The organism is Pseudomonas sp. Root562, from assembly GCF_001427125.1.
Lineage (GTDB): Bacteria > Pseudomonadota > Gammaproteobacteria > Pseudomonadales > Pseudomonadaceae > Aquipseudomonas.
Genome location: NZ_LMGK01000025.1, coordinates 254892 through 268908, shown reverse-complemented (window position 1 = coordinate 268908; position 14017 = coordinate 254892). Strand labels below are relative to the sequence as shown.

Here is a 14017-nt window from a genome sequence, read left to right as displayed (position 1 = left end):
CTGGTGATGCGAAAAGTTTGGATGGGCGATGAAATTTAAGGACTGGTCGATGGGCTGAAGTATGGGCTGATGTCCGTTCGTGTAGCGTCTGTAAAAATCCGTCAAAATCGAGGAAAGCCCCGCGTGGCAAGGGTTTCGTGGCGATTTAAGTCCAGCGAAATCCATTGCGATACATTCCAATCCAACGACAAATGGGGGAACAAGTGGGGGAACAGAACTAGCGCTCAGAAGCTGTTGGAGAGGGGCAAAAAACATGGGTAAGCTCAACATAAAACAAATCGAACACCTATCGATACCCGGTACTTATGAGGATGGTGATGGGTTGCGCTTGGTGGTCAAAGCTAGCGGGAAAAAATCTTGGGTTTTGAGATTTCAGGTGGGAGGTAAACGCCGAGAGATGGGGTTAGGGGGGGTTCCTGACGTTAAGCTGAGGGATGCCCGGAACGAAGCGTTCGCTCAGCGGCAATTAGTTCAAAAGGGTGTGGATCCTTTGGCTGAGCGTGAAGCAACACGCCTGGCGTTGGCCAAGGCGATGCTAACGGATCAATCTCGAGCTATTACTTTCAAATGTATTGCGTTGGAGTACATCGCTGCTCAACGAAATGGTTGGAAGAGTGCTAAGCATGCCCAACAGTGGGAAAACACTCTGACCACGTACGCGTATCCAGTGCTGGCAACGCTGAATACTGAAGACATCACAACAGAGCATATTTTAAAAGTACTCACCCCTATTTGGCAGATCAAACCTGCGACTGCTTCCCGTCTGCGTAACCGAATGGAAATAGTGCTTGATGCTGCGAAAGTGAGAGGGCTCCGTGAAGGAGAAAATCCTGCCCGGTGGCGGGGGCATTTATATAAGCTGGTGCCGCCACGCGCTAGACTTAAGACTGTCGTGCATCACCCAGCGTTACCATGGGGTGAGATGCCAGCCTTCATGCAAGAACTCTGGCTACACGGAGACCTCAGCTACAAAGCAATTGTACTTAGTGTTCTAACCGTCTGAATCGCCCAGCGTCGACCAGCGTGCGACATTCGATGTTTCGTCCAAGGGCAGACCCGCCTTACTTTACGTTCGTAAACAGCCACCCGATCAACATACAAATCTGGTTCCGGATATCAACCAAGTTGTTTTTAAAAGGCTGAGTTCGAACACGTCGAATAAACCGCCAGGTGAATAGACCGCAAGGCCGATTGTGGGCCTTGCGGTCGTTTCACCCGTTCATCGGGCAACATGCCAAGGGTTGGCTTAGAACACTTTTATCGGTACGTTGACGATAAGCCTGAACTCATCGAGATTACCTTCCAGTTGATATTCAGTGGCTCGGTGGGTGGAATAACTCGTGATCAGGCTGATGTTCTTGAAGGTGCCTGATTGCACTGTGTAGCTGGCATTGGCGCCTACTTCATAGTGGCTTTCACCCCGTTGCTTGAGTACCGAGTTGTAGATGCCGTTCGGCCCACCGTCGTAATGACTGCCGTCGATGCCCATGCCCTTGATGTACCACAGCGTAGTCTTGAGACCAGGCAAACCATAAGCGACCCAATCGTTGTTGTAGAACACCCCAATTGAGCGCTCATTGGGGCCGTTGAAGAACGACATCATGGTATTGGGCAGGTTGATGGCATTGGATTCGAAAGGATAATCGAAATATTCGTCGCCCTTGATTTGCTGCAGGCCGATCTTCAGCGAGTGGTTGCGCCACTGAGGCGTGATACTGAGGCCGTAAGCCTGCTGGTCGATATTGCCACCGATTTCGCGACCACTGGACTGGGTGTTATAGGCATCCAATTGCACATCGACGTTAACCGGTCCCCAGTGGGTTTTCATGCCCAACCCCAGATACTCACGATCCCAGATATCGTCGAATCTAGAGACATAAGCGCTGCCGCGCCAGCCTGCGTTCGACAAGTAGTCGGCCCCGGCGTAAGCGTTAAAGTCACTGGTGACCAGGGGCGAGCCGTAAGTAGGAGTTAAATCCCGGCTTCCGGCCCCGGTACGCGGCGAGCCTTTGTCGAAGTAGCCCGACTTGATCGTAAACCCTTCCACGTCATGACTTTCCAGAGACACGCCATTGAACGTTGAAGGCAACGTACGGGTGTCGGTGTAGGACATCATCGGTGTCCTGACTTGCTGCCTGCCCACCTTGAGTAGCGTGTCAGCGAACTTGAACTTCAGCGCTGCAATACCGAGTTTGCTCCAGTCATCGACCACATCGCCTTCCTTGTCCACCAACATTCGATTACTACCGCCTGCCGCCGCTGTCCGGCTGCGCTCCAGCGCAACTGCCGAGAAGGTCGAAAGATCCAGCCCGAACTTCACCGGCCCTTGAGTAAAACCGGAGACGAAGTCGAGCCTGACGCCTTGCAGCCAGGCAGTACGGTCACGCAGCTTGCGTACACCGTCTGGTGTTTGCAGTTTGAAATATGTGGCCTTGTGGCCGACTTCGTGTGAATACCAGTGTCGGGTATTAAGTGTCAGTGAACTGTCCTCCAGAAACCCTCGTTCCTGGGCATGGGCCTGAGAAGTAGAAACCGCGGCCGCCAGCGAGCCGGCGGTGAAAAACGCCAAATTACTTTTGCGATACATAGACTTTGCCTGTTGTTGTTTTTAGGGCAGATCAGAAGAAAGTCGCCGAGTAATCGTTATGAAGATATTGCGCGGGCAGGGCGTGGCCCGACTTGTCCAGCAGGCCGCAAGCGGCTTGCTGGGGTCGTACAAATTTTGGGTTGTTGGTTTAGTGGTGCGAGCCTTTCAAAGTCATCAAATATCGATGAAACGCCATCCATGCCTGCAGCGTCAGTTGAGATAATCTCCCACCAGTTTCAGCCAGCAGTCGGAACCGATGCGAATCAGCTCGTCATTGAAGTCGTAGTGGGGGTTATGCACTGAGCAGCCATGAAACTCGCCTTCACCGTTGCCCAGGAAGAAGTAGCAACCGGGGACCTCAGTCAGCATCCACGCGAAGTCTTCTGTCGCCATGATCTTCGCCGCCTGCGGCAACAAGTGGCCGGGCGTGAACAGCGGCGTCAGGCTTTGGCGAAGCATCTCGGTTTCCGTCACGGTATTGACCAGTGCTGGCGCCAGTTGCGTGATTTCAAGATCGATTTTGACGCCGAATGTGAGTTCATGACCTTGGGCGATTTCCGCCAGGCGCTGATTGATTTTGCCTTCCGTCTGCGCTGTATCGGTACGCACGCTGATCAACATCGATGCCGTGTCGGGAATGATGTTGTAGACACTGCCGGCTTCGACCATGCCAATGCTGATCACGGCGTGTTCATCAACGCAGAGATTGCGCGACTTCACCGTCTGGATCGCGTTGATCATGCTGGCCAGCACCGGTACCGGATCGACGGCGCGCTCGGGCATCGCACCATGACCGCCGCGACCTTTGATCAACACGCGCACGCATTCCGAAGAGGCCATGGTCGGGCCGGCCTGGACCACAGCGGTGTCCAGCGGTATTCCCGGCAAGTTGTGCAAGGCAAAGATCGCGTCACAAGGAAAACGTTGGAAGAGCCCGTCGTCCATCATGGCCTTGGCTCCACCCAGACCTTCCTCGTCAGGTTGGAAAATCAGGTTGAGCGTGCCATTGAAGTCGGATGACTGAGCGATTCGCCATGCGGCTGCCAGCAGGATGGCCGTGTGGCCGTCGTGGCCGCAGGCGTGCATGCGGCCCTCGATCCGGCTGGCATGGGCGAAGCCGTTTTTCTCCTGCATAGGCAGGGCATCCATGTCGGCACGCAAGCCCAAGCGACGAGTGCCGCTGCCTCGACGCAGTACGCCGACCACGCCATGTCCGCCGACACCGCGATGCACTTCGTAGCCCCAGCTCTCGAGCTTGCTGGCCACCAACTCGGCGGTCAGCGGTGTATGCGCGCCCAGTTCAGGGTTCTGGTGGATGTTCCGGCGCAACTGGATAAAAGCGTCCAGGTCCAGTTCGGCAAGGGGCAGGGTTTGGTTTTGGGTCAGTGCATTCATCAGGTCACTCCCGACCAGGGTTTTCGGGGAATACGGCCAGGCACGCCAGGCTGATGGCGCCGCCGACGAGCAGGTACAGTGCCGGCGCCTGGGGGTTATCCAGGGCGGCCGTGAGCCAGGTGGCAATCAGCGGTGAGAAACCGCCGAACAAGGTGACGCCAAAGCTGTAGCTGACAGCGGTACCCAGGGCGCGGCGATTTTTCGGAAAGGCTTCCATGATCAGAGCGAAGAAGGCTCCTGAACCGATACAGCCAGGCAGTACCAGAATCGCGACGACCAGCATCGCTACGAACAAATCAGTGCTCAAACTGAGCAAGTAGAAAGCTGGCCACGCCAGTAGCACCGGCAGGGTGATCGTCCAGGCCAGCAGTTTCTTGCGCAGGCCGTGGCGATCGGCAAAGCGTCCTGCCAGCGGCGTGATGACAGCCAGACAGGCACTTGCCACACAGGCGATAGCCAAGGCGCTGCGTTGCGGGTAACCCAGGGTGACAGTCAGGTACGCGGGCAAATAGAAAATGAACAGGTATATGGCGATGGTGGCGCTGGCCATAAGGCCGATTGCCAATAGGGTGTGACGCACGTCAATGTGATCGCGTAGTCGACCATCGCGTTTGGCCGGTTCGGCTTCATGGGTTTCTGGCAGGCAGCGACGGATGTACCAGCCAAGCGGTCCGATGAGCAGCCCCAGCATAAAAGGGATACGCCACCCCCAGCTTTCAAGGTCATCTACGCTCAAGGTGCTGTTGAGCAGTAAACCCAGACCGGCCCCAACCAGGGCGGCGTAGCCTTGACTGGCGGCCTGCCAACTCACATTGCGACAGCGATTTGCCGTAGCGCTGGACTCCATCAGATACACCGATGCAGTCCCTATTTCCCCACCTGCCGAAAAGCCCTGCAGGAGCCGGCCAGCCACCAGCATCAAGGTGCCGAACAGGCCGATGTGCTGATAGGAGGGCGCGAAGGCAATCATCGCTGTGCCGAAAGTCATCAAACTGATCGTGAGGCTCAAAGCGGCCTTGCGGCCACGGCGGTCGGCAAAGCGACCAATTACAAGAGCCCCCACCGGCCGCATGAGGAAGCCGACGCCAAAGGTGGCTAGCGACATCAGTAGCGATGCCATGGCCGACTGTGCAGGAAAGAAGTTCTTTGCGATCACCACGGCAAAGAAGCTGTAAATCGTGAAGTCATACATTTCCAGGGCATTGCCTAGAGCGCAGGCGACGGTGGCTTTCCTGGACCCGATTACGGATGGCGCGGTGGCGCGGGGGAGAGGGGGCGCTTGCAGAGTAGTCATCGATATTTCCTGTGACAGTTTTGTTGTAGGCCGAATATCCGGCAAACACTGTCACTGCGCACTTGCGCTTTTCTTCGATGATTAACCGTTGGTTATAACCTTTAGCCGCCCCCGTGAAACTCGGCGCCAGATCGGTGCGGTTTCGCCCGATAATCGATTACACGCACTGTTTGACGACAGCGATGCAGGCGTCCTGGCAAACAACTCGGGCGGCAAATACCGGGTTTGGCTCGATGCTCTTGAAGATAGGGTGGTGGGTACCTAGAAACAGGGACTGACTTAACCGTTGGGCATATCGTTGCGTTTTTCTTAAGTTTCTCGCTTGCCACTGCGCTCTAGCGTGACGCATCCATAGGCTGGTTCTTCGAGAGCACGGTTCTGATTGCGTAGTAAAGGTCTCGTGCCGTTGTGGTCAGCGCGTGGCGATCAATGCAGACCAGATAGATGGGGTACTCAGGGATGCTTTCTTCGATCATGACCTGCATCAGGTCTTCATTGAGTCCTTTGGGTAATGTGTTTTCCATTCCGGCTTCACTGAGCGTCATGAACGCATCGGCGTGATGTAACAGATCAAGGGCCAACAAGACTGATGAACACTCGGTTATCCGCTGCGGCGGAGGTATCTCGTTGTCTTCAAACATTTGATAAAACTGCGACGAGTGATCGTCGATAGCATCGAGGCTGATCCAGTTCGCAAACTGCAACTGACGCAGCGAATGAGAGTGGCGAAGCGGATTGTTTTTTCGACAGACCACCAGACCCCGCATGCGGCTCAGCGCTTCCCAATCCAGGTTTAGCCTCTGTGTATGCTGCTGCGAAGTAATGGCGAAATCCAGGGTACCGTCCCTAAGTCGCTGTAGCATCTGGTTGGGGCGCAGATTCACCAGGCGGATACGTACACGCGGATTCTTGGCCTGGAAACCGGCGATGCATTCGCCAAGTCCTTTGAGCACTGAAGTCAGGGACGTGACGCCGATGGTGACTTCACCGACCTGCATATCCTTGATGTTTTCAGCCTCCAGTTGCAGCCGTCGCATGCTCTCGACGGTCAGCTGTGCATGGCGAATGATGCGACGGCCTTCGTCAGTGAGCGACATCCCCCTGTGGGAGCGCTGGAGTAGAGCCAGGCCCAACTCGCTCTCCAGATCCTTGATCGATCGGCTGATGGCGGGTTGAGTGACGTGCAGGATCTGCGAGGCCTCGCTGATGCTCCCGGTTTGGTGGATGGCGACCAGTGCCCTGATTTGATGGAGTTTCACGTACTGACAGGTCCTTGCGGTGCGATGAAGATTCAATCGCTTGCATAGTGTCATGCCTGCCACTGCCGCAACAATGCGGGGGCCATCCGAAGAACCCCGGAACCAGATTCGCTGGCGGACGCGCCTTACTGCAAGGCCCATAAGCCAAAGCCATGAAGCGTTTCTCTGGCGATATCACCCTTTGCACAAAGCGGATAGCGATATGCGCAAAGCGGATATTGCTGTGCTTACGGTCTCAATACCCTCGATTTGCACTCTGCGTAACAGTGCTTTACATGGCGCGCAACAGTGCTGCCGCCACGCCTTGCCTCGTACATAACAAAAATAAGAGCACATCGATGAAGCCAACCATTCATGCAACCCAAACGCTGCTGTCCATGGCTGTCGCCGCGGGTATTTCCAGTCAACTGATGGCCGCCGAAAGCGGTTTTATCAATGATGCCAGCGTTACCCTACAGGCACGCAATTACTACTTCAGCCGCGACTACTCGGACATTGTCGGCGCTAACCGACAGTCGAAGGCCGAGGAGTGGGCCCAGGGATTTATCCTCAATGCCAAGTCCGGATACACACCGGGGCCGATCGGTGTCGGCGTCGATGTCATCGGCTCGCTTGGGCTCAAGCTCGACAGCAGTCCGGACCGCGTGAACACGGGCCTGTTGCCGGTGCACGGCGATGGCCGCGCGGCCGGTGAATACAGTCGCCTGGAAGGAACGTTGAAGCTTCGCTACTCGAAGACCGAACTGCGCGTCGGCGAGCTGCAACCCAACTTGCCGGTGCTGGTTTTCAGTGACATCCGTCTGCTGCCGCCCAGTTACCAGGGGGCGAGCATCACTTCCGCCGAGGTCAATGGCCTGACGCTGCAAGGCGGCCATCTGAGCTCAACGCACCTGCGCAATGAGGGTGGCGACGAGAAGATGCAGGCCATGCTCGGCTACGTGCCCCAGCGCCAGGTCAGCAGTGACGCCTTCAACTACGGCGGCGGCGACTATGCCTTCAATGAAAAGCGCACCAGCGTCAGTGCCTGGTACGGGCAACTGGAAGATATCTACCATCAAGGCTTCCTGGGTCTGAAACACAGTGAGCCCTTGGGCAGTTGGACCCTGGGCGCCAACCTCGGCTATTTCGGCGCAAGGGAGGATGGCAAGAAGCTGTTGGGCAATATCGACAACCAGGCGTTTTTCTCCCTGCTGTCGGCCAAGCACGGCGGCCATACCTTCTACATCGGCTACCAGGGTATCTACGGTGAAAGCGCGTTTCCTCGTGTATTCGCCAACATCTCGCCACTGGGCAACGAAGTGCCGACCTATGAATTCGCCTCCACCGACGAGCGCTCCTGGCAGGCGCGCTATGACTACGACTTCGCCGCCCTCGGCGTGCCGGGCTTGACCAGCACCGTGCGCTACATCACCGGCAACAACGTCGACACCGGCAAGGGCTTCGAAGGCAAGGACCGCGAGCGCGACGTTGACCTCGGTTATGTCGTGCAGAGCGGCACTTTCGCGGGGCTTGGCGTGCGGGTACGCAATGCCATGGCGCGCTCCAATTACCGCAGCGATATCGATGAGAACCGGCTGATCCTGAGCTACACCTGGACGTTGCTGTGAGTGACCTGGAGACGAGTATGAACAATAAAATCTGGGCGCGATTGGCTCTGGGTGCAGCTGGCAGCGCAGTGGTGCTGCTCGCTGCCGACAACGGAACGAACCTGATGTTTGCCGGCATCATCGACCTGTTGCTGCTGGCGGCGGCGGTGCTTTATCACCGTCAGCCAGTGCGGGTGGTTGAAGTGCTTGTTCAGCCAGAACCGGACCCGGTGATGTCCAGTACTCCGGTCCCGCTAGCGTCGTTGCCAGTGGCCGAGCCCGTTTGGCCGGGCGCTCAAGTGAAAGTGGCACTTGAACACTTGATTCAAGTGGTACTGCAAACTGAAGAAGACATGCGCTTTGCCAACCAATTGGCACGTGGCGCGGGCGAACGGGTACAGGCCAGTGCCGTGAGCATGCAGTCTTCGGCTGCCGTGCTGGGGGATCTCGACCAGTATCTGCAGCGCCTGGATCAGGTGTTCGATGAGCTGGGCAGCCAGTCGGTACGCATCGGTGCGATTGTCGGCAGCATTCAAGACATCGCCCGACAGACCAATTTGCTGGCGCTCAATGCCGCGATCGAGGCCGCACGGGCAGGTGATCATGGGCGCGGTTTCGCAGTGGTGGCGGACGAGGTACGCAATCTATCGCGTCAGGCAGCGGACTCCAGTGCGCAGATTAGGCAGATCGCCACTGGTCTTGAAAAATCCGCAGAGGATGCCCGTCAGGGACTTGAGCAGCTTACCGATTCAACGCGTTTGGGCCTGGACAAGGCCGAGGTCGCGTTGCAGTCGATGGGGGAGTTACGCAGTGGTGCGGTCGCCAGGTTGGAAGTGGTCGAGCGCGTTATGCAGCGTTTGGCCAGTTTGCATGAGTTGGCACTGCAGGCAACCCGGATAGCGGTCTGAACAAGGGGGCGTCCCGGTATCTCAAACGCCCGAGCACATGCCCATCACCTGGTAGGTCACTGTATGGCTTTCACCCTGGTGGTCGATGTAGACCATCGTCGCCGGCACGACGTCGCATGCAGTCGAGGTATCGGTTACCGAGATGACCTTGGCGATATCCAGGGTTTGAGGTGCCGGGGCCGGTTTGCTCTCGGCGGCCATTACGGCAGTTGTGGTCAGGGCCAGCAGTACGCTCAATAAAGTCTTCATGCTTTGTTCTCCGTCGTTGTTTGATGAGTCAATTTTATTCCTCTGCAGATACGGATAAAGAGGGCTGTGCTTGATGCAGCGTTACATCAGATGCAACAGTCGTTGCCATGGGAGGGTTCATGGACTTGCTTAACAGCCTGCGTGTATTTGTGCGTGTAGCCGATGCAGGCAGCTTTACCACCGCCGCACAGGCGCTGGACTTTTCCACGGCACAAGTGTCTCGGCTAGTGGCTGATCTTGAGCAGCACGTGCAGGCACGCCTGCTGCAGCGCACCACCCGCCGTTTGAGTCTGACCGAAGCGGGTGAACGCTTTTTGCTGCGGGCGCGGCAAATTCTGGACGACATGGCCGAGGCCACCGCGGAAGCGCGTGGCGCTCACCTCAAGCCCAGCGGCCGCTTGCGTTTGCATTGTTTGAACGGGTTGGGTGTTTTGATGACGCCACTGATTGCTCGCTACTGCGAGCTTTACCCGGACGTAGTGGTTGAATTGACCTTGTCACAGCGCAACCCCGACCCCCTTGAAGACGGACACGACGTGGTCATCTCCATTGCCCAGGAGTTGGAGGATTCACAATTCGTTGCCCAAACGGTAGGGCGTATTTTCAGCATGCTTTGCGCATCGCCTGCGTACATTGCGCGTCGAGGCCTGCCCACTCACCCGGAACAACTGAATCAACATAGCTGCCTGCGCATGCTTGACCCATTGTACGGCGATGAGTGGGCGTTCCGTGACAAGCAGGGCGAGCACTCAGTGGTGCCCGGCAACACCTTTCAGAGCAATGTACCCGAGGCGATGGTCAATGCTTCGGAGGCCGGGATGGGCATCAGCCTGTTGCCGTTCTACACCGCGACCCGGTCGCTGCGCGAGGGCACGTTGCTGCGCCTGCTGGGGGAGCACCGGCTCAGGGAGCGGAACGTCTACGCACTCTATCCTTCCAAGCGTTTTCTGGATGCAAAGGTGAGGACCTGGGTGGACTTTCTCAAGGCAGAGTTGCCCGGGCTTTTTTCCGGGCATGAGATCACAGCCAATGATGTTCGGTATTGGGCAGCAGGCTAGCTGAAAAGGCCAACATTCCGGGATGGAGTCTGGTTGATTGGCCGCCGCGCTGTTTCGTTACTGCAAGGCCGATGAGCAAAAAAGCCTGGAGGCGTTTTTCTCGCGATACTGTTTGGGCGTCATGAACAGTTTTTCTTGAAACAGTCGGGTCATATGGCTTTGGTCCGAGAATCCACAATCCATGGCCACCGCCTTCAACGGAATGTCGCGAACCGTCGACAGGATCCGCTCGGCCTTTTTCAAGCGGCGCGACTGAACGTACTGATGAGGAGAGACCCCGTATACAGCCCCGAATACTCTTACAAAGTACGACGGGCTCAGGTCGACGATGGCGGCCATGTCCTTGACCGAAATGGGGCAGGACAGATGTGAATCGATGTATTGCTGAAGCTGGTCGCGCTTGAGGTTTGTCAGGCGAGACGCTTGATCGCTGTCTCTGAGGTCACACCGCACGTACTGACGCAGCAGATGGATGCACATCTGTATTTCCAGCGTCTGGGCGAAGATGCTGCTCCCCGGTTCGCCACTCAGGCACTCCATTTCATAGGTCGCCATGAGTGTGGAGAGCTTCGCGTCGTTGACGAGCGGGCAGTGGTCGACGAAAACGCCGTCAACATCCTGTTGAAAGACTTCATTGGCGACTTTGGTCATCATGGCTTGTGAAATGTAGATATGACTGACTTCGATATCGTTCATCCAGTACCACCTGGATGATTCACCTCGGGTCAAAATGGTGACGTCGTTATCGCCAACGGACCATTTTTGCCATTGCTTGCCATCGTGGAAGCCCAAATTTGAGGTGCCCGATTTCCATCTCACCAGCTCGTAATCGCGCATGCACGGGATGCTGACTTCGGTTTTGTCAAAGCGGTAGCTCCGAATCGACACGCCATTATCAGGTGCAGTCTCAACGGTTCCCTTGATCGTTACTTCACCAGGGATAACGTCCAGCATTTTTTCTGGCGTTAGCAGGATGGCACTCATCACAACTCCCTTTTTATATGTATTGGCTGTGGAGTTTTTATCAGTACTTAGCGGCTTTTGAGCGTTAAAGGCATCGAGAACACAGATATAAAAATTAACACATCCTTCAAATTTGTACGCAAAACAGGCTTGCCATCGATCGGGGGAATTTCCACCGCTCGTCTAGCAAGCCGTTTCTTACTGCGCCTGGATTTCGTGGTCCCCCGGCCCGGTCAAGTCCGGTCGCCAGCGGCGCAGGTGAGTGTGACGCTCATAGGCTTGCGATGAGGGGTAAGTCACCAATTCAATCGTGCTTCCCCAAGGGGTGCGGGTGTACACGTAGCGATTACCTGATCCGGCGTCACCACCCGGAAGGTCGCCGGGTCGGCTGAGCAGAATGCCGCCGGCTTTCTCAAGGCGATTGGCAGCGGCATCGATATCGTCAACGTAGATGCAGATGTGCTGAATACCAAAGTCGCTCGGAACGATCGGCTGCAACTGCTGGACGCCAGTGTAAGAAAACAGCTCCAGGTTGGGGCCGTTGCCCAGACGCAGCATCCGGATTGAGGCAATCACGGCACCGGGCGGAATGCCGAGTCCCGCTTCTACCTCAGGCCCTCCCAGAGGCGCGTCGAGCATGTCGTAAAGCTTCTCGGCACCAAAGGCCTCGACGAAGAATCGGGTTGCCGCTTCCATATCGGGAACGGTAATGCCGACGTGTTCAATTGCACGAACATTCATGACAGTTCTCCTATTTTCGCCGCCGCCCAGAAACCGGATTGGGTCGCCTCATACATCCGCCCACCACGGGATCTTGTTCCGATGGTGTGAACGCGAATGTCATCGACGCACTCCTCCAGAACTGTTGAAGGCGCGCGGGCAGTCGCCATTACCACGTAACCATCATCAGGCAACTCTGCTGCTGTATTGATCGATACGTCCAGATTCTTGAGAAGGCCGGCGAGATGCTCGCGCTGCATATCATTGGTATCGATGCCCACGCTATCGGCGGGTGAAACAAGGCTGACCTTTTTGCCTTGCTCCGCCAGCCACAGGGCAGCGAACATTGCCGCCTCGGTTTCACCAAATACGGTGACCTCGTTCGCAACAGGCAAATTGGCGCTTGCCAGCATATCGGCCACATCCGGGCCGTGATCCTGCGCAACGGTACCGGTCGCAAGCAGTACGGTGTCCCATGGGCTCAGGTCCAAGTCAGCTGCATCGGTATTGAGATGAACGTCGACGCCTACGCGTTCGAGTTCGCTCTGGTAAAACGCAATCATGTTCTTGACCTCCATGCGAAACGGGCTCGCGGCTGCCCACGCATGGAGCTGGCCGCCGATACGATCCGCTCTCTCGACCAATCTCACACTATGGCCACGCTCGGCAGCCAGTATCGCGGCCTCACAACCGGCCGGTCCGCCACCGACAATCAATACTCGCTCCTGTCTGGAAGCAGGGCGGCGAGCATCACTTGCGCGACGTTCCTGTCCGAGGGTCGGATTGATCACGCACTGGGTGCCTTTGCCGTTGAACATCCACCGCGAGATGCATTCATTGACCGCCAGGCAGCGGCGGACACTTTGTGGTTGCCCGCGCCGTGTCTTGTTGACTGTTTCGGGGTCCGCCAGGCCCGATCGACCCAGGGCCACAAAGTCGAGTTCGCCGTCAGACACCGCTTGTGCCATCTCGTCAAACAACCAGGTGAGTCGACCGACACCGATCACCGGGATGGAGACACGCTGTTTCACCAGCTTGGCGTAGTTGACTAATGATCCTGGCGGGACCATCGGCAGCAACGTCATCGCGGTGTCGTAGTTCCCGGCACTGACATCAAGGGCGTCAACGTAAGGCTCGAGCATTTCGCAAAAGGCCAGGCCATCTTCCAGTGAGAGACCGCCCTCGTAAGGTTCCATGACGCTAAGCCGATACAGGATCGGATAATCCGCACCGACCTGTTCGCGGATCCCACGCACGACTTCGAGGGCGAAACGGGCACGGTTTTCCAGGGAGCCGCCCCAGCGGTCGGTGCGTTTGTTTGTGAAAGGGGAGAGAAACTGGCCGAGCAGATAGCCATGTGCGCCGTGCAGCTCAACGGCATCGAAGCCAGCGGCCACCGCACGTCGGGCGCCCTGGACATACTTATCGATCAGTTCTGGTATTTCATGTTCTTCGATTGCACGCGGTGGGGTACCGAATGCGCTGGTGATACCGGCTGTCGGTGCCAGTGGTGGCTCGTTACGCTCTGTGTTGCTTTGGGAGTTCTGGCGGCCGGTATGGTGCAGCTGTACTGCAATCTTCGCGCCTTCACCGTGGACCGCGTCGACCAGGTTGCTGAGTGCGCCAATGAACCTGTCATGGTCGATTCGCATCGGGTGACCCGCAGTGCGCCCGACCTCCCAATCGATAGAGGTATTCTCGGTGATGATCAGACCAACGCCGCCTCGGGCGCGGGCTCTATGGTATTCGATGAGCTTATCGTCAACCTCACCGAAGGTGCTGGCGAACTGAGTGAAGATCGGTGCTTGCACGAAGCGATTGCGCAACTGCAAGGTGCCAATACGTCCGGGTTGGTAAAGCGCCGCGGCAGGGCCGTCTGAAATCACAAGGTTTCGGATGTCTGGGTGTGCCATTGCCATCTCCTCATTATTTTTTTTGTTTGAGGTTCAAGCATGGAATGAGCGCCGGCATCAGTATTGAACATTCATGTCGAGGCGT

General features: G+C 56.7%; 11 protein-coding genes and 1 pseudogene. 4 read left to right on the top strand and 8 right to left on the bottom strand.

From position 1 onward, the window contains the following. Positions 1-253: 253 nt before the first annotated feature. Positions 254-1003: a tyrosine-type recombinase/integrase gene (locus ASD60_RS24830; RefSeq protein ID WP_056856520.1), complete on the top strand. Its 750-nt coding sequence runs from the start codon at positions 254-256 to the stop codon at positions 1001-1003. A gap of 243 nt (positions 1004-1246) precedes the next feature. On the opposite strand, the gene ASD60_RS24825 is transcribed toward ASD60_RS24830, so the two are convergent. The 4 genes from ASD60_RS24825 to ASD60_RS24810 form a co-directional block, all read right to left on the bottom strand. Next, complete coding sequence (locus ASD60_RS24825; RefSeq protein WP_056856519.1) at positions 1247-2587, bottom strand: OprD family outer membrane porin; 1341 nt, start codon at positions 2585-2587, stop codon at positions 1247-1249. Positions 2588-2797: 210 nt separating this feature from the next. Beyond that, a complete protein-coding gene (locus ASD60_RS24820; protein ID WP_056856518.1) occupies positions 2798-3982 on the bottom strand; it encodes an amidohydrolase in 1185 nt (394 codons plus the stop codon). A 4-nt stretch (positions 3983-3986) separates the two neighbouring features. Further along, positions 3987-5276, bottom strand: coding sequence for an MFS transporter (locus ASD60_RS24815; RefSeq protein ID WP_056856517.1), 1290 nt, complete (start codon positions 5274-5276; stop codon positions 3987-3989). 335 nt (positions 5277-5611) lie between these two features. Next, positions 5612-6535 carry a LysR family transcriptional regulator gene (locus ASD60_RS24810; protein ID WP_056856516.1) on the bottom strand — a complete coding sequence of 308 codons (924 nt, stop codon included), beginning with the start codon at positions 6533-6535 and terminating at the stop codon, positions 5612-5614. A 338-nt stretch (positions 6536-6873) separates the two neighbouring features. Between ASD60_RS24810 and ASD60_RS24805 the strand changes: the two genes are divergently transcribed. Together ASD60_RS24805 and ASD60_RS29960 are read left to right on the top strand one after the other, a co-directional pair. Further along, positions 6874-8142 carry an OprD family porin gene (locus ASD60_RS24805; RefSeq protein WP_056856515.1) on the top strand — a complete coding sequence of 423 codons (1269 nt, stop codon included), beginning with the start codon at positions 6874-6876 and terminating at the stop codon, positions 8140-8142. A 494-nt stretch (positions 8143-8636) separates the two neighbouring features. Next, positions 8637-9029 (top strand): annotated as a pseudogene (locus tag ASD60_RS29960) (methyl-accepting chemotaxis protein); the annotation flags it as partial. A gap of 21 nt (positions 9030-9050) precedes the next feature. Here ASD60_RS29960 and ASD60_RS24795 read toward each other — a convergent pair. Continuing rightward, positions 9051-9278: a DUF2790 domain-containing protein gene (locus tag ASD60_RS24795; RefSeq protein ID WP_056856514.1), complete on the bottom strand. Its 228-nt coding sequence runs from the start codon at positions 9276-9278 to the stop codon at positions 9051-9053. Between the two features lie 119 nt (positions 9279-9397). Here ASD60_RS24795 and ASD60_RS24790 point away from each other — a divergent pair, with 119 nt between their 5' ends. Then, positions 9398-10336, top strand: a complete 939-nt coding sequence (locus ASD60_RS24790) for a LysR family transcriptional regulator (protein WP_056856513.1) — start codon at positions 9398-9400, stop codon at positions 10334-10336. Positions 10337-10393: 57 nt separating this feature from the next. On the opposite strand, the gene ASD60_RS24785 is transcribed toward ASD60_RS24790, so the two are convergent. From ASD60_RS24785 to ASD60_RS24775, 3 genes are all read right to left on the bottom strand, one after another. Next, entirely contained in the window at positions 10394-11320 is a 927-nt protein-coding gene (locus ASD60_RS24785; protein WP_056856512.1) for a helix-turn-helix domain-containing protein, read from the bottom strand. Positions 11321-11497: 177 nt separating this feature from the next. After that, on the bottom strand, positions 11498-12040 hold the full coding sequence (locus ASD60_RS24780; protein ID WP_056856511.1) for a VOC family protein: 543 nt from the start codon (positions 12038-12040) through the stop codon (positions 11498-11500). After that, positions 12037-13932: an oxidoreductase gene (locus tag ASD60_RS24775; RefSeq protein ID WP_056856510.1), complete on the bottom strand. Its 1896-nt coding sequence runs from the start codon at positions 13930-13932 to the stop codon at positions 12037-12039. Before ASD60_RS24775 ends, ASD60_RS24780 begins: the two co-directional genes overlap by 4 nt. Positions 13933-14017 lie beyond the last annotated feature (85 nt).